This window comes from Reyranella massiliensis 521 (assembly GCF_000312425.1).
GTDB classification, from domain to species: domain Bacteria; phylum Pseudomonadota; class Alphaproteobacteria; order Reyranellales; family Reyranellaceae; genus Reyranella; species Reyranella massiliensis.
In genome coordinates this window covers 4058019-4074780 of sequence record NZ_HE997181.1, presented here as the reverse complement: position 1 = coordinate 4074780, position 16762 = coordinate 4058019, and the positions used below count along the sequence as shown (strand labels likewise).

Annotated in this window: 18 protein-coding genes; 10 read left to right on the top strand and 8 right to left on the bottom strand. The window is 65.8% G+C overall.

Annotated features, from left to right (window positions below; all coding sequences use genetic code 11):
* Positions 1-36 precede the first annotated feature (36 nt).
* Positions 37-729, top strand: coding sequence for a GntR family transcriptional regulator (locus tag BN60_RS19865; RefSeq protein WP_043284139.1), 693 nt, complete (start codon positions 37-39; stop codon positions 727-729).
* Here BN60_RS19865 and BN60_RS19860 read toward each other — a convergent pair.
* Positions 726-1100 (bottom strand): hypothetical protein, encoded by a 375-nt coding sequence (locus tag BN60_RS19860; RefSeq protein WP_020697890.1) that lies wholly within the window; start codon positions 1098-1100, stop codon positions 726-728. The genes BN60_RS19865 and BN60_RS19860 overlap by 4 nt on opposite strands.
* 47 nt (positions 1101-1147) lie before the next feature.
* On the opposite strand from BN60_RS19860, the gene BN60_RS19855 reads away from it, so the two are divergent.
* Both BN60_RS19855 and BN60_RS19850 read left to right on the top strand, forming a co-directional pair.
* Positions 1148-1936, top strand: a complete 789-nt coding sequence (locus BN60_RS19855) for an SDR family NAD(P)-dependent oxidoreductase (RefSeq protein ID WP_020697889.1) — start codon at positions 1148-1150, stop codon at positions 1934-1936.
* 54 nt (positions 1937-1990) lie between these two features.
* Positions 1991-2491, top strand: coding sequence for a hypothetical protein (locus tag BN60_RS19850; RefSeq protein WP_020697888.1), 501 nt, complete (start codon positions 1991-1993; stop codon positions 2489-2491).
* A 9-nt stretch (positions 2492-2500) separates the two neighbouring features.
* On the opposite strand, the gene BN60_RS19845 is transcribed toward BN60_RS19850, so the two are convergent.
* From BN60_RS19845 to BN60_RS19835, 3 genes are read right to left on the bottom strand one after another with little or no spacing between them, the layout of a single operon-like run.
* Positions 2501-3388 (bottom strand): DMT family transporter, encoded by an 888-nt coding sequence (locus tag BN60_RS19845; protein WP_020697887.1) that lies wholly within the window; start codon positions 3386-3388, stop codon positions 2501-2503.
* Positions 3385-4458 (bottom strand): LLM class flavin-dependent oxidoreductase, encoded by a 1074-nt coding sequence (locus tag BN60_RS19840; protein ID WP_020697886.1) that lies wholly within the window; start codon positions 4456-4458, stop codon positions 3385-3387. Before BN60_RS19840 ends, BN60_RS19845 begins: the two co-directional genes overlap by 4 nt.
* An 18-nt stretch (positions 4459-4476) precedes the next feature.
* Positions 4477-5454, bottom strand: a complete 978-nt coding sequence (locus tag BN60_RS19835; protein ID WP_020697885.1) for a Bug family tripartite tricarboxylate transporter substrate binding protein — start codon at positions 5452-5454, stop codon at positions 4477-4479.
* Between the two features lie 126 nt (positions 5455-5580).
* On the opposite strand from BN60_RS19835, the gene BN60_RS19830 reads away from it, so the two are divergent.
* Complete coding sequence (locus BN60_RS19830) at positions 5581-7272, top strand: N-acyl-D-amino-acid deacylase family protein (protein WP_020697884.1); 1692 nt, start codon at positions 5581-5583, stop codon at positions 7270-7272.
* Between the two features lie 271 nt (positions 7273-7543).
* Positions 7544-9436: a DEAD/DEAH box helicase gene (locus tag BN60_RS19825; RefSeq protein WP_020697883.1), complete on the top strand. Its 1893-nt coding sequence runs from the start codon at positions 7544-7546 to the stop codon at positions 9434-9436.
* Here the strand turns inward: BN60_RS19825 and BN60_RS19820 are convergent.
* Positions 9433-10362, bottom strand: coding sequence for a 3-hydroxyacyl-CoA dehydrogenase family protein (locus BN60_RS19820; RefSeq protein WP_043284135.1), 930 nt, complete (start codon positions 10360-10362; stop codon positions 9433-9435). The genes BN60_RS19825 and BN60_RS19820 overlap by 4 nt on opposite strands.
* Before the next feature lie 80 nt (positions 10363-10442).
* Here BN60_RS19820 and BN60_RS19815 point away from each other — a divergent pair, with 80 nt between their 5' ends.
* From BN60_RS19815 to BN60_RS19805, 3 genes are read left to right on the top strand one after another with little or no spacing between them, the layout of a single operon-like run.
* Positions 10443-11219 carry an enoyl-CoA hydratase/isomerase family protein gene (locus BN60_RS19815; protein WP_020697881.1) on the top strand — a complete coding sequence of 259 codons (777 nt, stop codon included), beginning with the start codon at positions 10443-10445 and terminating at the stop codon, positions 11217-11219.
* Positions 11220-11223: 4 nt separating this feature from the next.
* Positions 11224-12030 carry an SDR family NAD(P)-dependent oxidoreductase gene (locus BN60_RS19810; protein ID WP_043286205.1) on the top strand — a complete coding sequence of 269 codons (807 nt, stop codon included), beginning with the start codon at positions 11224-11226 and terminating at the stop codon, positions 12028-12030.
* A gap of 17 nt (positions 12031-12047) precedes the next feature.
* Positions 12048-12443 carry a DUF423 domain-containing protein gene (locus BN60_RS19805; protein ID WP_043284134.1) on the top strand — a complete coding sequence of 132 codons (396 nt, stop codon included), beginning with the start codon at positions 12048-12050 and terminating at the stop codon, positions 12441-12443.
* Between the two features lie 2 nt (positions 12444-12445).
* Here the strand turns inward: BN60_RS19805 and BN60_RS19800 are convergent, their stop codons facing one another.
* Both BN60_RS19800 and BN60_RS19795 read right to left on the bottom strand, forming a co-directional pair.
* The gene (locus BN60_RS19800) at positions 12446-12928 is read right to left on the bottom strand and encodes a CinA family protein (protein ID WP_020697878.1); all 483 of its coding nucleotides are present in this window, start codon (positions 12926-12928) and stop codon (positions 12446-12448) included.
* A 5-nt stretch (positions 12929-12933) separates the two neighbouring features.
* Complete coding sequence (locus BN60_RS19795; protein ID WP_020697877.1) at positions 12934-13278, bottom strand: DOPA 4,5-dioxygenase family protein; 345 nt, start codon at positions 13276-13278, stop codon at positions 12934-12936.
* Positions 13279-13362: 84 nt separating this feature from the next.
* On the opposite strand from BN60_RS19795, the gene BN60_RS19790 reads away from it, so the two are divergent.
* Together BN60_RS19790 and BN60_RS19785 are read left to right on the top strand one after the other, a co-directional pair.
* Complete coding sequence (locus tag BN60_RS19790) at positions 13363-14487, top strand: acyl-CoA dehydrogenase family protein (protein WP_020697876.1); 1125 nt, start codon at positions 13363-13365, stop codon at positions 14485-14487.
* 9 nt (positions 14488-14496) lie between these two features.
* The gene (locus BN60_RS19785) at positions 14497-15720 is read left to right on the top strand and encodes an acyl-CoA dehydrogenase family protein (protein WP_020697875.1); all 1224 of its coding nucleotides are present in this window, start codon (positions 14497-14499) and stop codon (positions 15718-15720) included.
* A 65-nt stretch (positions 15721-15785) separates the two neighbouring features.
* Here the strand turns inward: BN60_RS19785 and BN60_RS19780 are convergent, their stop codons facing one another.
* Positions 15786-16754 carry a tripartite tricarboxylate transporter substrate binding protein gene (locus tag BN60_RS19780; RefSeq protein ID WP_020697874.1) on the bottom strand — a complete coding sequence of 323 codons (969 nt, stop codon included), beginning with the start codon at positions 16752-16754 and terminating at the stop codon, positions 15786-15788.
* Positions 16755-16762 lie beyond the last annotated feature (8 nt).

Below are 16762 nucleotides of genomic sequence, written 5' to 3'. Positions count from 1 at the left end.
GCTGAGCTAATACATTAGTGCATCAATGGTCAAGAAATGCCGAGCATGACCAGTTCCCAGCGTCTCGACCGCGACCGGCAGGCCGCTCCGCAGGTCTTCGAGCGGCTACGCGAAATGATCGTTTCCCTGGTCCTTCCGCCGGGGGAGACGCTGTCGCGCACCAAGCTCGCCAAGGAGTTCGGGTTGAGCTCGACGCCGATTCGCGACGCGCTGATGCGGCTGAACGAGGAGGACCTGGTCGACGTCTTCCCGCAGCACGCCACGGTGGTCAGCAAGATCGACGTCGAGGCCGCGCAGCAGGCGCACTTCCTGCGTCAGTCGCTCGAACTCGAGATCGTGCGCACTCTGGCGCTGGCTCACGATCCGGCGTTGATCGACGAGCTCAACCGCACCATCGCCCTGCAGCAGCATTTCGCCGGATTGGGCGACTTCGCGGCCTTCATGGCCTCCGACAACGATTTCCATTGGCAACTCTATGCGGCCGCGGCCAAGCGCGAGCTCTGGAACTTGGTGCGCAGCCGCAGCGGCCATATCGACCGCCTGCGCCGCCTGCACCTGCCGACGCCCGGCAAGGCGCAGGACATCGTGCTGCATCACCAGATGATCGTGCAGGCGATCGAAACGAAGCAGCCGGAGGAGGCGCAGCAGTCGCTGCGCAAGCACCTCTCCGGCACCCTGGGCTATCTCGCGGAAATCCGCGCCAGCTATCCGGCTTATCTGCGCGACTAGCTGTTGCCAACGGCGGGATCGAAGAAGCCGACGATCAACTGGAACTTGCCGTCGGCCGCGAGCATGCAGAAATCGCCTCCGGCACGCAGGACTTTGCCGTCGGCCAGACGATTGCTCCACGGAAAGCGCAGCACCTCGTGATGGAAGTCGATCGGGCCGGTTCGCGAGATCCGTGCACCGGGATTGCGGGCAACGACGCCGTCGATATGGACGGCGAATGCTTCGAGGCCGACGGCGCGCACCGATGGATCGACGTAGAGGCCGCCATCGGTCAGCACCGACGAGAGGATCGCGCGTCGTTCGGCGCCGTCCGCTGTATTCCACGCTGCGCAATAGCGATCGACCAGCGCCTCCGGGGTTTCCCTGCTCATTCGATGCTACTCTCGTCGCGGCAAGTTTAATCTGTCGGGAGAGAATGATGGCCGGACGGCTGAAGGACAAGGTGGCGGTGGTAACGGGGGCGGCGCCGCGCGGCGAAGGTGTCGGCAACGGCATGGCGACGGCCATCCTGTTCGCGCGCGAGGGCGCCAAGGTCGTGCTGGTGAACCGCAGCGCCGAACGCGCAGAAGTGCTGGCCAAGCAGATCAAGGACGAGGGCGGCGAAGCCTCGGTGTTTGCGGGCGACGTCGCACAGCTCGACGCGGCGGAAGCGATGGCCGACTTCGCGATGAAGAAGTACGGCCGCCTCGACATCCTGCACAACAATGTAGGTATCGGCGGGCCAGGCACGCCGGAGACGGTGACGCTCGAAACCTGGAACAAGGTCCTCGAAGCCAATCTCACGACGACGATGCTTTGTTCCAAGGCCTGCCTGCCGCGCATGAAGCAAGGCGGTGGCGGTTCCATCATCATGGTGTCGTCGATCGCAGGTGCAGTCGGTCTGATGGGCAGCGCCGGCGCGGTCGCCTATGCGACGGCGAAGGCCGGTCTGCACGGCTTCACCATGTCTGTAGCTGCCGACTATGCGACCCAGAACATTCGCGCCAACTGCATTATTGTCGGCTCCGTGCACACGCCGATGGTGGCGCATCTCGGCACCGAAGCGCGCGATCGACGCAAGAAGATGGTGCCGATGCAGGTCGAAGGTACCGCATGGGATATCGCCCATGGTGCGGTGTACCTTGCCTCCGACGAATCGCGCTGGGTGACGGGCGTGATGCTGCCGATCGATGGCGGATTGGTCGCGCTTCGCGCGTGGCCTAGATGAGCCACAAAGACGAGTCACAAACGAGTTGAGTACCAAGTAAAGGAGAGTCTCCTGGTGAAGTCTTCCATTGTTTCGTTCGCCTTTGGCGCAGCCTTGCTCCTGACGAGCATGGCTGCTGCGCAGACCGCTGCTCCAGCCAGCACCGTGGCCCCGGCGGCGCAATCGACTCCTGCTGCGGCAGCGACGGCGATTCCGGACCTCAAGGGAACCTGGATCGGCAAGGGCGAGGCGATCGTCGATGGGCCGGCGGGTCATCATCCGCCGGGCGTGACCGCGAAGCCGGTAAGCACGTACCGTTTGCGTGAGGAGACTTTCACGGTTCGCATCGAAGGCCAGGACGGCAAGCGCGTATGGGGAACCGTCGCGTCGTCGCAGCGCGTGGGCGAGCGCTTGATCGGCTCGATCGCGGCAGACAACAAGACTGTCTACTTCGTGAGCGGCGAAGGCTACATCGACGGCGTCGTGGTCAACGCCAGTACGATGGACATCTGCTACCGCCACGTTCTGCCGGGGTCGGCGGTCGTGGCCTGCAATCAGTGGGTTCGCAAGAAGTAGCGAGCCCGGCTATCGCACCTGGCGCCGCCTCTCGTGGTGCCAGGTGTAGAGGCCGCTGGCCACGATCACGGCGGCGCCGGCCATCGTCCAGCCGTCGGGAATGTCGCCGAACACCACGACCCCCAGGATCGCCACGAAGACCAGCAGCGTGTAGCTGAACGGCTGGACGGCGCTGGCCTCGGCATAGTCCAGCGCCCTGATCAGGGCGTAGTGTGCCAGCGCGCCCAGCAAGGCGATGGCCATCAGCAACGCCCAGCCCTGCGCGTCGGGCCATTTCCACTGCCAGGGACCGACGATGGTCGTGACGCCGAAGGCGACGAAAGCCGACCAGACGAGCGTCGTGTCCGGCGAATCGGTGCGCGAGCAGAGACGGATGAGGATCTGATAGGCGCCCCAGAGAGCGGCGCCCAGCAGCGGCAGCAGCAACGCCCAGTCGAGGTCGCGGAAGCCTGGCCGCACGATCAACAGGACGCCGACGAAACCCGCGGCGACCGCGACCCAGCGTGCGGGGCCGGCGCGCTCGCCGAGGAAAAGCGCACCGAGCGCGATCACGATCAGCGGCGAGGTTGCGGCGACGGCGTGCGTGTCGGCCAGCGGCAGGTAGCGGAAGGCCAGCACGAATACCGCGCTTTCGACCACGGCCAGCACGGCGCGGCCGCCCTGAAGCCAGGGTCGCGTCGTGCGCCACGCCGACCTGAGGCCACGCTTGCGCACGACCAGCCAGGCGAAGACACAGAAGACGGCGTAGCGCGTCCACATCATCTGGCCGATCGGATAGTCGGCCACCATCCATTTGGTGATGGTGTCCATGCTGGCGAAGCCCAGCATGGCGAGCATGATGTAGATCGCGCCGAGCGAGCTGTTGTTGCGCGCCGCCGCCGGCGCGTTGGCGGTCATTCCGCGGCAGCGACGCGTCGCGCCGGGGGACGGAAGGCGGGGATCACGCGTTCGGCAAACAGTTTCAAACTCTTCATCGCTTTCTCGCGCCCGTAGTAGGGCGGGTAGTGCAGCAGCAGCGAGGTCATGCCGGTGCGCGCCTGCATCTCGCGCAGGCGCGCGATCACCGTCTCGGCCGAACCGTGCAGCAGGGTCGTGTTCAGGAGATCGTCGTAGGTGAGCTGGGTACCCTTCTCGGACACAGAACCGAGATAGCCGCCCGTGCCGTTGCCGCCGAAATGCGCGATGTGGCGGACGATCGCCTCTTCGGTATCGGCGCGCGCCTCGGCATCCGTGTCGGCGATGTAGACCCAGCGCGCGATGTCGATCTGGCCCGCGGCAGGATTCTTGCACCGCTCGTCGCTGGCCTTGGCGAGCTCGCGCTTATAGAGCGCCGTTTGCGCCGTCAGCGTCTCTATACCGGGCAGGGTCGAGAGCATCAGTCCGAAGCCGTTGCGGCCGCAATAGCCGATCGAACGATCCGTACCGCCCGCCATGTAGAGCGGCGGATGCGGCATCTGGACGGGTTGCGGCAGCATCTCGTACGGCTCGGCGACGGTGCCGCTGAAGTACTTGCCCTTGTGGGAATAGCGATGGCGGTGGAAGGCGTCGAACATCAGTCCTACGGCTTCCTCGACCATGTCGCGGCGGCCGTCGAAATCCTTGCCCAGCCCCTCGAACTCGTACGGCCGGTAGCCCGAGCCGATGCCCAGCATCACGCGGCCGTTGGAGAGAATGTCGACGAAGTTCGCATTCTCTACGACCCGGATCGGGTCGTAGAGCGGCAGGGTGATCACGCCCGAGGCGAGCTTGATGCGGCTGGTCTTGGCCGCGAGATAGGCTATGTACGCGAAGCAGTCCGGCATGATGCCGTAGCTTGTCGAGAAGTGATGCTCGGCGATCCATGCCGTGTCGTAGCCCAGCCGCTCCGCTTCGACGACCTCGTCAGTCGTGCGTGCATGCACGTCGCGGTGCGGATAGGGCTCTTCCTTCGGGTTGGGATGCGAGGTGAAGAGAACGCCGAATTCCATTTCGGACTCCCTGTAACGCTACTCGAGCTTGATGCCGGTATCCTTCACGACCTTCGCCCAGTTTTCGACCTCCTCGGCGCGCCATGTATCGCTTTGCGCGGGCTTGTAGAGCACCGGATTGGCGCCGAGCTCCCGCAGACGCGCCGCCACTTCGCCGATTTTGGTCGTCTTTTCGATCTCTACGTAAAGCCTCTCCAGGATTTCCGGCGGCGTGCCCTTCGCGGCGAGAAAGCCTTGCCAGGAGCCGGTAACGAAGTCCTTGAGGCCGGCGGCCTCGCTCACCGTCGGAAGGTCGGGGGCGAGAGCGCTGCGCGTCGCACTCGACACGGCGAGGCCGCGCAGCTTGCCGTTGTTGACGTGGGGCAGGGTGGCGATCATGCCGTTGAACAACGCATCGGCGTGACCGCCGGCCACCTGCTGAATGGCCTCCGCGCCGCCCTTCATCGGGATGAAGGCGATCTTGAGGCCGAGCGCGTGGGCGAACCGGGCGCCGGCGAGGTGCGGCGCGCTGCCGATCCCCGCGGTCGCGTAATTGAGCTTGTCGGGGTTGGCCTTGGCATAGGCGATCAGCTCCGCGACGGTCTTGTACGGGCGGTCGGGGTTCACGGCCAGCAGATGCGGCGAGTAGGCGAGCACCGTGACGGCGTTGAAGTCCTTGGCGACGTCGAACGGCAGCTTCATGACGGATGGCGAGATCGTGAGGTTGCCGAGATCGGTAAGGACCAGCGTGTAGCCGTCGGGTGGCGACTTGGCGACCATGTCGACGGCGATGTTGCCGTTGGCGCCGGTGCGGTTCTCGACGACGACCGACTGGCCGAGCGCCGACTGTAGATAGGGCTGCAGCAGGCGGGCCAGGATGTCGGAGGTGCCGCCCGGCGCAAAGGGAATGAGAATACGGACAGGCTTGGCTGGCCAGACTTGGGCGCGCAGCGCCGGCGCTGCGATGCTTGCCGTCAGGGCGGCCGTAGCGGCGCCCAGGAATTGGCGACGACGCATGATTTTCCTCCCGGCTCGTCGACCCGATGTCGTTGCCTGCGATCCTATGGCAGCAGCTATGCAATGGCCAGCAATTGACCGTTCGGAGCGAACGCGTAGGCTCGTTGCAACCACCGGAGGAACGCCATGGCATTCGACCTCGTCGTGAAGAACGGCATGATCGTCGACGGGTCCGGACTGCCGCGCTATCGCGGCGATGTCGGCGTCAAGGATGGCAGGATCGTCGAGGTCGGGCGGTTGAGCGGCACCGCGCACGAGACGGTCGATGCCGAAGGCCATGTCGTGGCGCCGGGCTTCATCGATGGCCACACCCATATGGACGCCCAGATCTTCTGGGATCCGATCGGCACCAGTTCCTGCTTCCAGGGCGTGACCAGCGTCGTCATGGGCAATTGCGGCTTCACCCTGGCGCCCTGCCGCGAGTCCGAGGCCGATCTCGTGTTCCGCAACCTCGAACGCGCCGAGGATATCAGCCGCGCCGCCATGCTGGCCGGCATCAATTGGCGCTGGGAAACCTTCCCGCAGTTCCTCGATGTACTGGAGGCGCTGCCCAAGGGCATCAACTATGCGGGCTATCTCGGACATTGCGCGTTGCGGACCTATGTCATGGGCGCACGCGCCTTCACCGAGGCCGCGAGCGAGGACGATCTCGCCCGGATGTCCCAGCAGGTGAAGGAAGCGATGGCCGCCGGTGCCATCGGCTTCTCGACGACCCGCAGCGTCAATCACCAGACCTCTGACGACAAGCCGGTGGCGAGTCGCCTGGCCACCTGGCAGGAATTCGAAACCCTCGTGAAGGCCATGGGCTCGGGCCTGGTCGAGATTGCTGCTGAGGCGGCTGGCGCCGCGACCCCCAAGGCGCGCAAGTTCTACGAGGAGCTGGCAAAGCTCGCCGTCGAGAGCGGACGGCCGATGACCTTCGGCCTGTTCAACACCCGCGCCATGCCCGGCGGCTGGCGCGCCACCTTCGACATCATGGACCAGGCGACCCGGCAGGGCGGGCGCATGTTCGCCCAGGTCCACAGCCGCGCGCTCAGCGTGCTGCTCTCCTTCGAGACCCAGCTTCCCTTCGACAAGTGGGACGTATGGCGCGAGATGCGCGCGCTGCCACTTGCCGAACAGAAGAAGGCGCTGCTCGATCCCGAGATGCGCCGCCGTCTGGTCGAGGTCGCGTCGCGACCCTACGAGGGGCCGGTCGTGCGCGGCACCGAGGCGCGGCCACCGGAATGGGACTGGATCTTCGTCCTCGACAAGATGCAGGGCCCGCACGTGTCGATGGCGGAGCTGGCGCGACAGCGCAACACGCATCCGGTCGACCTGATGATCGACCTCGCGCTCGAACGCGACATGAAGTTCTTCATGATTCAGCCCATCGCCAACGAGAACCAGTCCGAAGCGCTGGAGCTGATGAAGCATCCGAGGTCGGTCGTGACCTTCTCCGACTCCGGCGCCCACGTCACACAGATCATGGACTCCTCGCTGCAGACGCATCTGCTCAGCCATTGGGTGCGCGAGAAGCAGGCCTTCACCCTGGAAGAGGCGGTGAAGATGATCACCTGCGATATCGCGACCCAGTTCGGCTTCCACGATCGTGGTCTGATCCGCGAGGGCATGGCGGCCGATCTCGTGGTGTTCGATGCCGATACGGTCGGCCCGCGCATGCCCGAGGTGGTGAACGACCTGCCGGCCGGCGCCAAGCGCCTGCGCCAGAAGTGCGACGGCATGCGAGCCACCATCGTCAACGGCCAGGTGCTGCTGCGCGACAACGAACCGACCGGCGCGCTGCCGGGTAAGCTTCTGCGCAAGAAACGCCTGTAGCGGCAGGTTCGCGCGGCCAGCGTGAAAGGGCGTCACATTTTGGCCGCTTGACTTCGCTGCGCTGCAGCATCATATACGCGCCGGCTCGCTTCCTCGCGGGCTTTACAGATTTCTCGCGATCGCGCGACGCGCCCCATCGTTTGTGACGGCGCCTCATCCCGAGACAATCCCCAGGACAAGAGCCGTCCCAGCCGCGCGCGGGAACGGGCCAAAAGCCGCCACAGATGCGCGTGCCCTCAGAAGGCATGCCGGCGGCAAGTTAGGATTTTGAGTGAGTGACGTTACTTTTGCGGACCTCGGACTGGCCGAGCCGCTGCTGCGTGCGTTGAACGCGGCGAACTACACGCATCCCACGCCGATCCAGGCACGCACGATCCCTGCCCTGCTGCAGGGACGCGACGTGCTGGGCATCGCCCAGACGGGTACCGGCAAGACGGCGGCCTTCGCGCTGCCCGTGCTGCAGCATCTCTCCGCGTCGAACGAGCGTGCCCAGCCCCGGAGCCCGCGCGCCCTCGTGCTGGCGCCGACCCGCGAGCTGGCTGTCCAGATCGCGCGCAGCTTCGACACCTACGGTCGCGGCCTCGGCCTCAAGCTCGCCACCGTCGTGGGTGGCCTTGGCTACGGCCGTCAGATCGAGACGCTGGCGCGCGGCGTCGACATCCTCGTCGCCACGCCGGGCCGTCTGCTCGACCTCGTTGACCGCGGCAACGTGAAGCTCGGCCACGTGACGTTCTTCGTCCTCGACGAAGCCGACCGCATGTTCGACATGGGCTTCATTCGCGACGTGCGCCGCATCGCTGGTTCGGTCTCCAAGAACCGCCAAACGCTGCTGTTCTCGGCGACCATGCCGAGCGACATCGCCAAGCTCTCGTCGGAGATCCTGAAGGACCCGGAGAAGGTCGAGATCGCGCCGCAGGGCCGCACGGTCGACCGGATCGACCAGCGCGTCTATTTCGTGAACGCTGCCAACAAGCGTGCGCTGCTCAGCCACCTTCTGTCGGACAGCGCGCTCGAGCGCGTCATCGTCTTCACCCGCACCAAGCGGGGCGCCAACCGCGTCGCCGAGGCGCTGGAGGATCGCGGCGTGCGCTCCGAAGCGATCCACGGCAACAAGTCGCAGAACGCCCGTCAGAAGGCGCTCGAGAACTTCAGCCGCGGCAAGGCGCGCGTGCTGGTCGCCACCGATCTCGCCTCGCGCGGCATCGACGTGACCGGCGTGACCCATGTCATCAACTTCGAGCTGCCGGCGGATGCCGAGAGCTACGTCCATCGCATCGGCCGCACCGCGCGCGCCGGCGCTTCGGGCATCGCGATCTCGTTCTGCGACGGCAGCGAGCGCGGCCAGCTCAAGGGCATCGAGCGGCTGACCAACCAGCGTCTCTCTGTGGTGCCGACGCCTGCCAACGAGGACATGCCGGCGGCACCGCCGCCGCGTGCCCGCGCAGAGGGCGACGACCGCGACGATCGAGGCGACGAGCGTCCGCGCGAACATCGTGGCCCACGTGGTGCCGGCCGTCCTGGCGGCGGCCCCGGCCGGCATCGTTCGTTCGGCGATCGTGCGCACCATGACCGCACGCGCGGCGACCGTCCGCCGATGCATGCCGAGCGCCAGTTCCGCGACAGCGACTATCGCGACGCTCCGCGCGGCGAGCGTTCATACGGCGAGCGCCCGCAGGGCGATCGTCCCCATGGCGATCGCCCCTACGGTGACCGTCATTATGGCGATCGTCCGCGCGGCGACCGTCCGCACCATGGCCGCCCGCAGGGCGAGCGCTCCTTTGGCGACCGCCCGCGTGGCGACCGTCCTCACGGTGATCGCCCCAATGGGGATCGTCCTTACGGCGATCGTCCGCACGGAGATCGTCCTCAGGGTGACCGGCCGCGTTCGTTCGACGACCGTCCCCGCCACAGTGGCGGCGGCCATCATGGCGCGCACGCCCATCGTCCTCACGGGGATCGTCCCCACGGGGATCGCCCGCAGGGCGACCGTCCCTACGGCGACCGCCCCCGTGGCGATCACGCGCACGGTGACCGTCCCCACGGTGATCGCCCGCAAGGCGACCGCCCCTACGGTGACCGTCCGCAGGGCCCGCGTCCCCAGTGGAAGGGGCGTCGCTTCGGCGGTGGAGGCGGTGGTGGTCGCGGCCGGGGCCGCGCCGCCTAGATAATTCCTTCCTCGCGGAAGATCTCCAGGCACTTGGAAAGAGCGCGCTCGTATCGGGCGCGCTCTTTTGCCATCGAGGCCTCGTCCCACGGGAAGAAGCCATGCTTGGTCTTGAAGCCGATGCGGCCCTCGTCGACGTTGCGCTGCAGGACGGGCGGCGGGCCATCGGCGTTCGTGAGATCTGGCCAGATGATCTTGGCGACGGCGCAGGTCGTATCCCAGCCCGAATGTTCCTTCTGGGTGATCGGGCCGGCAGCGGCATAGCGGAAGCCGAAGGAGAGCCGCACGGTCGCGTCGATATCCTCCGGCGAGGCCACGCCCTGCTCGATCAGCCACAGCGCTTCGCGCATCAGCGCACCCTGGATGCGGTTACCCAGGAAGCCGATCACGTCTTTCTTCACCTGCACCGGCCGCTTGCCCAGAGCGCGCACGATCTCGCCGACCTGCTCGGCCAGCGCCACGTCGGTGTGGATGGATCGCACCACCTCGACCAACGGGATGAGATGCGCCGGCATGAAGAAGTGCAGGCCCATCATGCGAGTCTGCGTCTTCAGGCCCTTGCCGATCTCGCTGATCGGAAAGCTCGACGAGTTCGAGGTCAGTGGCACGCCCGGCTTGGAGAACTTCTCCATGTCGGCAAAGAGCTTCTGTTTCAGCGCCAGATCTTCCGTCACCGTTTCGACGACGAGGTCGATCTTGGCCCACGGCGCCTCTTCGAGCGTCGCCCAGGCGGCGAGGCCTGAAACGTCCTCCGGCTTCCCCATCGCTTTCAATGCACGGGCTGTTGCGACCGGCAGGCCCTCGCGGGTCGAGGCCGACCGCGACACGACGTCCACCTTCCAGCCGCCGGCCAGGAACATGGCGATGATTCCAACGCCCATAGTGCCTCCGCCCAGCACCAGAGCATGACGTTCGCTTTGCGGCATTTTGCGTCCTCCCTTATCGACGAAGACCCCGGCGGCGGGGCAATATCCCGGCTCACCTATTAGCCCCTGGGGGAATGATTATGAGCGGCACCTATAACGATATCGGCGTCAGCAGCGAAGGTCATGTCGGTGTCGTCGAGATTCAGCGGCCGCCGCACAACTTCTTCGACAATTCGCTGATCAACCAGATCGCCGATGCCTTCGAGGCGTTCGACCGCGACGTCAACATCCGCTCCTACGTGCTGTGCGCGCAGGGCAAGTCGTTCTGCGCCGGCGCCGATTTCCAGAACCGTCCGAGCACCGGCAGCGCGGCCGAGAGCGGCAAGCACCTCTACAAGGAGGCGACCCGCCTGTTCCGCTCCAAGAAGCCGAGCATCGCCGCCGTGCAGGGCCCGGCGATCGGTGGGGGGCTTGGCCTCGCGGTGATGCCGGACTTCCGCGTCACCTGCCCGGAGGCGCGTTTCTCCGCCAACTTCACGCGGCTCGGCTTCCATCCCGGCTTCTCGCTCACCTTCACCCTGCCGAAGCTGATCGGCCAGCAGCGCGCCAACCTGATGTTCTACACAGGCCGCCGTCTCAGCGGTGAGCAGGCCTACGAATGGGGCCTCGCCGACGTGCTGGTGGCACAGGCCGACGTGCGCAAGGCGGCAATGGATCTCGCCAAGGAGATCGCCGAGGGTGCGCCGCTCGCCGTGCAGTCGACGCGCGAGACCATGCGCCGCGGCTATGCCGATGCGGCCGAAATTGCTACCGAGCGCGAGCTGGTCGAGCAGGACTGGAACCGCAAGACCGAAGACTTCAAGGAAGGTGTGAAGTCCTATGCCGAGAAGCGCGTCGGCAACTTCAAGGGCCGCTGAGTCCATTATGGGACAGGTCTCGGGCAAGGTCGCCGTCGTCACCGGCGGTGCGTCGGGCATTGGCGAGGCCTGTGCCGAAACGCTGGCGCGCGAAGGCGCGTCGGTTCTCATCACCGATATCGACGACGCGCTGGGCAAGGGCGTCGTCGAGCGCATTACGAAGGCGGGTGGCAAGGCGCACTATCAGCGCCACGACGTGCGCGACGAAGCGGCGTGGCCCGGCATCATTGCCGATGCCGAGAAGCGCTTCGGCCGCCTCGACATCATGGTGGCCAATGCCGGCATCGGCGTCATGGCGCCGATCGAGACCATGACGCTTGCCGACTGGCAGCGTCAGCAGGCGATCAACCTCGACGGCGTGTTCCTGTCGATCAAGCATTCGATCCCGGCGATGCGACGCGCGGGCGGCGGTTCGATCGTGCTGATGTCCTCGATTGCCGGTTTGCGCGGCGCACCGGGGCTCGCCGCCTATTCTGCGACCAAGGGCGGCGTGCGCCTGCTCGCCAAGTCGGTGGCGCTCGAATATGCCGCCGACAACATCCGCTGCAACTCGGTGCATCCCGGCATCATCGCCACGCCGATCTGGGGCAAGATCCCGACCGGCGCCGAAGGCAACCGCCGCAATGCCCCGATCGATCCCAAGGAGCGCGCCGCGATCGCCGTGCCGCTCACGCGCGTCGGCGAGGCGCAGGACATCGCCAATGGCGTTCTCTTCCTCTGCGCTGACGCTGCAAACTACATGACCGGCCAGGAACTGGTGATTGACGGTGGCATGACCGCAGGCGGTCGCGCGCCGCCGCGTCAGCAATAGCGCAAGAGCGATCGACCTTGGGTAGTGCGGGGGCCAAAGGCTGGATCGTCGTAGCGGCGTTGAGTGCCGCCACAGCGATTGCCGTTGGCGCCTTCGCCGCCCATGGGCTCGATCTCGGAACCGAAGCCGGCCGCAAAGCGCGGGACTGGCTGCAGACCGGCAGCCAGTACGAGATGATCCATGCGCTGGCGATCCTCGCTGTTGCCTCCCTGTCGGCGAAGTTGAACGGTAAGCTGGCGATCACCGCTCAGGTGCTGTTCCTGCTGGGCAGCATCCTGTTTCCCGGCGCGCTCTACAGCCTCGCCTTCAATGGCCCGCGATGGTTCGGCGCCGTCGCGCCGATTGGCGGCCTGGCCTTCATCGCGGGCTGGGTCTGCCTTGCCCTAGCTGCTCTGACGAAATCAGGGCGCTGATTTCAGGAAAGCTGTTCGTCCATCAGCTTGAGCGCTTCGGCGGCGAAGGCGCGCATGTTGGCGACGCGGTCGCCCGAGCCGGTGCGCAAGGTCCGCGCGACGCTGCCCTTGGGGCCGACGACGGCAACGCAGGTATGGCCCGAGGGATCGCCGTAGGAATTGCCGGTCGGACCGGCCGCGCCTGTTTCGGCGAGACCCCAGGTCGTCTTCAACCGCTCGCGCACATGTTCGGCAGCCAGCAAAGCCCACGGCTCGGAGGAGGAGCGCACACCCGCGCGCTTCTCGCGCGGCACGGCGAGGAAGGCATCGCCTGCCGGTCGCGTGTAGACCACGGCGCCGCCCATGAAGTAGGCCGAAGCCCCCGGCACAGCGAGCAGCGCGGCGGAGACGAGGCCGCCAGCCGACGATTCGGAAATGCCGATCGTCTCTTTGCGCGCCTTCAGTTTCTCGCCCACTTTCTGGGCCAGCGGCAGAAGCGAATCCATGGGGTTCAGTTCCCTTTCGTGAAGATGTCGAGGACGAGCGGCTCCTGCCGGCCCATCCAGATCGCACGATCTCGATGATCCTCGAGATCGTGCCCGGTGTTGGGATGGATGAACACCGTCAGATCGCCGCGGTTGAGCGTCAACCACGAGAGCAACGGCTCGAACTGCTCGTTCTTGAAGGCGACCTGATAGCTGAAACGTGGATGCGGTCCGACCGGCTTCTCGTGGAAGCGCCCCATCTCGACGGTGAATTTCTTCTCGATCTTTTCGCGTAGCGCTCGGGCGGCTTCCGTCGATGCAGCGTCGAAATAGACGTGGGCGTGCCAGTCCTTGATTTGTAAGGTTTCCATGGTTGTTCCTATCTCGCTCTCAACCCGCATGCCGGAACCCTAAGCCGTTCCCCGATGGGAGCAAGCTTGCTAGGCTTAGGCATCATGAACTTCGATTTTTCCGACGACCAGAAGCTGCTCAAGGAGCAGGTTCGCAAGTTCCTCGCCGACAAGTGCCCCACCAAAGTGGTGCGGCGCGTGCTCGACGGCAACGAAACTCATGCCGAAGACGTGTGGAAAGGCCTCGTCGATCTCGGCGTGCCCGCCACCGGCATTCCCGAGGCGTATGGCGGCCTCGGCCTGTCGCCGCTGGAAGTCTGCGTCATCGCCGAGGAGATCGGCCGCGCAGCCGCACCGGTGCCGTTCGACTCCTCGGTCGTGCTGGCGACGGAAGCGCTGAAGCTCGCGGGCTCGGAAGCGCAGAAGAAGAAATGGCTGACGGCGCTGGCCGAGGGCAAGGCGATCGGTACGCTCGCCATCGCCGAAGGCGCGCAGCCGCCCAAGCCGCGCAGCATCCGCACGACCTTCGGCAACGGACGTCTCAACGGCAAGAAGGTGCCGGTGGCGGACGGCGAGGCCGCGACCTTCGCGATCGCGTTGGCCAACACCGGCGGCAGCGGCGACCGTGCCGTGTCGCTGGTGATCGTCGATCTCGGCCAGAAGGCCGTTGCGAAGAAGCGGGTCGAGACGATCGATCCGGCGCGCAAGCATGCCGAACTTACCTTCACGGATGCCAATGCCGAGCTGCTGGGTACCGAAGGCGAGGGCTGGAGCCTGCTCGAACGGCTCTACGACGCCGCGGCAGTCTACTTCGCCTTTGCCCAAGTGGGCGGCGCCGAGGCGGCGATGTGGATGGCACGCGACTATGCGTTGCAGCGTCAGGCCTTCGGTCGCGCCATCGCTTCCTATCAGGCGATCAAGCACAAGCTGGCGGACTGCTACGTCAAGCTCGAACTGGCGCGCTCCAACGCCTACTACGGCGCGATGATGCTGACCGAGGGCGGCGCCGACCTGCCGCTCGCCGCGGCCGCGGCGCGCATTGCCGCGACCGACGCCTACGACTTCGCCGCCAAGGAGAATATCCAGACCCATGGCGGCATCGGCTTCACCTGGGAAGCCGATACGCAGTTCCACTACCGCCGCTCGCGCGTCCTGGCGCTGTCACTCGGCGGCCCGATGGCCTGGAAAGACAAGCTGGTGAGCCGTCTCGAACAGAAGAACGCGGCCTAGGAGCGAACGATGGACTTCAACGATACCCCCGAAGAAGCCGCCTTCCGCAAGGAAGTGCGCACTTGGCTCGAAGCCAATGCCACGCGCAAGAGCGACGACACGCAGAGCTTCCGCGCGCGCAACGACGATCCCGGCCTGCTGGCCAAGGCCAAGGAGTGGCAGGATAAGAAGGCCAAAGCAGGTTATGCACGCATCACCTGGCCGAAGGAATTCGGTGGCCGCGGCGGTTCGCCGATCCTGCAGGTGATCTACCAGCAGGAAGAGGCGAACTTCCTGGTGCCGCTGGGCTTCTTCGACATCGGCCTCGGCATGTGCATTCCGACCATGATGGCCTATGCCAGCCCCGAGCAGCTCAAGCGCTACGTGAAGCCCGCGCTGCATGGCCAGGAAGTGTGGTGCCAGCTCTTCTCCGAGCCGGCCGCCGGGTCCGACGTGGCCGGCATCCGTACCAAGGCCGAGCGCGACGGCGACGACTGGGTGATCAACGGCCAGAAGGTCTGGACCTCGGGCGCGCATTACTCTGATTTCGGCATCGTCATCACCCGCACCGATCCGAACGTGCCCAAGCACTCGGGCCTCACCATGTTCTTCCTCGACATGAAGAGCCCCGGTGTGGAAGTGCGGCCGATCAAGCAGATGTCGGGCGGCGCTAACTTCAACGAGGTGTTCTTCACCAACGTGCGCGTGCCCGACAGCCAGCGGCTGGGCAAGGTGGGCGAGGGCTGGAAGGCTGCTCTCACCACGCTGATGAACGAGCGTCTGGCCGTGGGCTTGCCCTCGGGCGGCCTCGACATCGACGAGTTGATGGAACTGGCGCGCGACACCGACCTCGAGGATGGACCGGCGATCCGCAACCAGACGGTCCGCAGCAAGATCGCCGAATGGTACGTCCAGCAGCAGGGGCTGAAGCTGACGCGCTACCGCACCCTCACTGCGCTCTCCAAGGGCCAGACGCCGGGGCCGGAATCCTCGATCATCAAGATCGTGGCCGCCCCCAAGATGCAGGACATGGGCGCTTTCGCCATGGAGCTGATGGGTCCGGCCGGCATCATGAAGGAGGAGATCCCGCACGCCGGTGGCTTCCAGGCGCAGTGGATCGGCGGTGCTGGCTTCCGCATTGCCGGCGGCACCGACGAGATCCTGCGCAACATCGTGGCCGAGCGCGTGCTTGGCATGCCTGCCGACATCCGCGTCGACAAGGATATCCCCTTCAACCAGCTCGGGAAGAAGTAGGCGCCTTCATAGGTGCCGGGGCTGCTCCCCTTCGCGGAGTCCGCGAAGGGGAGGTGGTCATGAACTCAACGTTGTTTGAGCGCCCACTCGGTGTATTTCTTCGAAAGGGCTTGGGTGTCGGCGTAGTATTTTGCATACGTGGCGCCGACCATCGGCTTCAGCGCCAGGCCGACGGCATCCATCTTCTGCTTCATCTCCGGGCTCTCGATCGCCTTCAGGAAGGCGGTTTCGACGACCTTGATGATGTCGGCCGGCGTGCCCTTGGGGGCGCCGACGCCGCGGGTCGAGGAGGAGATGACCGTCGCCATGCCCAGCTCCTTGGTACAGGGCACGTCGGGCAGGAACTTCGAACGCTCGACATCGGTGACGGCGAGTCCGCGAACTTCGCCCGACAGCACGCGCTTGAAGACGCTGCCGACATTGTCGAAGGCGCAATCGACATGGCCGCCCATCACGCCGGTGAGCTGCTGGGCGCCGCCGTCGAAATGGACGATGCGGAATTCGCACTTGGCCGCCTCTTGCACCATCAGGATAGCGAGATGGTCGTCGCTCAGGATGCCGGTGGTGCAGGCGCTGATCTTGCCGGGAGCCTTCTTCGCCGCGTCGATCAGGTCGGCCAGCGTCTTGTAGGGGCTGTCGCCCTTGACCCAGATCAGCCCAGGATCGAGCACCTGGTTCACGATGGGAATGAAGCTGTCGATGTTGAAGGCAGCCTTGCGCTCGGGATCGAGGATGATGGTATTGAGGCCGGGCAGGTTGAGGAAGCCCAGGGTGTAGCCGTCGGGCCGCGCGCGGGCGATTTCCGTGAAGCCGAGCTGGCCGCCCGCGCCACCTTTGTTGACTACGGTGATCGGCTGTCCGAGGTCCTTCTCGGCGGCGGCGGCGAGAATGCGTGCACCGACGTCGGTGCTGCCTCCCGCCGGAAAGGCCACGATCAACTGCACTGCCCTGCGCGGATAGCTCTGGGCCAGGGCAGGGCTCGCGATGGTGGCTGCGGCTGACGCGGTAAGCAGGGTACGACGACGGATGAGCATGGTTTCCT

Excerpts from the sequence above, each read along its gene's own strand:
- BN60_RS19815 (WP_020697881.1), top strand. The coding sequence starts at position 10,443 with ATGAGCGGCACCTATAACGATATCGGCGTCAGCAGCGAAGGTCATGTC.
- BN60_RS19830 (WP_020697884.1), top strand. The coding sequence starts at position 5,581 with ATGGCATTCGACCTCGTCGTGAAGAACGGCATGATCGTCGACGGGTCC.
- BN60_RS19820 (WP_043284135.1), bottom strand. The coding sequence starts at position 10,362 with ATGCCGCAAAGCGAACGTCATGCTCTGGTGCTGGGCGGAGGCACTATG.
- BN60_RS19800 (WP_020697878.1), bottom strand. The coding sequence starts at position 12,928 with ATGGATTCGCTTCTGCCGCTGGCCCAGAAAGTGGGCGAGAAACTGAAG.
- BN60_RS19845 (WP_020697887.1), bottom strand. The coding sequence starts at position 3,388 with ATGACCGCCAACGCGCCGGCGGCGGCGCGCAACAACAGCTCGCTCGGC.
- BN60_RS19780 (WP_020697874.1), bottom strand. The coding sequence starts at position 16,754 with ATGCTCATCCGTCGTCGTACCCTGCTTACCGCGTCAGCCGCAGCCACC.
- BN60_RS19840 (WP_020697886.1), bottom strand. The coding sequence starts at position 4,458 with ATGGAATTCGGCGTTCTCTTCACCTCGCATCCCAACCCGAAGGAAGAG.
- BN60_RS19795 (WP_020697877.1), bottom strand. The coding sequence starts at position 13,278 with ATGGAAACCTTACAAATCAAGGACTGGCACGCCCACGTCTATTTCGAC.
- BN60_RS19860 (WP_020697890.1), bottom strand. The coding sequence starts at position 1,100 with ATGAGCAGGGAAACCCCGGAGGCGCTGGTCGATCGCTATTGCGCAGCG.
- BN60_RS19865 (WP_043284139.1), top strand. The coding sequence starts at position 37 with ATGCCGAGCATGACCAGTTCCCAGCGTCTCGACCGCGACCGGCAGGCC.
- BN60_RS19855 (WP_020697889.1), top strand. The coding sequence starts at position 1,148 with ATGGCCGGACGGCTGAAGGACAAGGTGGCGGTGGTAACGGGGGCGGCG.
- BN60_RS19790 (WP_020697876.1), top strand. The coding sequence starts at position 13,363 with ATGAACTTCGATTTTTCCGACGACCAGAAGCTGCTCAAGGAGCAGGTT.
- BN60_RS19785 (WP_020697875.1), top strand. The coding sequence starts at position 14,497 with ATGGACTTCAACGATACCCCCGAAGAAGCCGCCTTCCGCAAGGAAGTG.
- BN60_RS19835 (WP_020697885.1), bottom strand. The coding sequence starts at position 5,454 with ATGCGTCGTCGCCAATTCCTGGGCGCCGCTACGGCCGCCCTGACGGCA.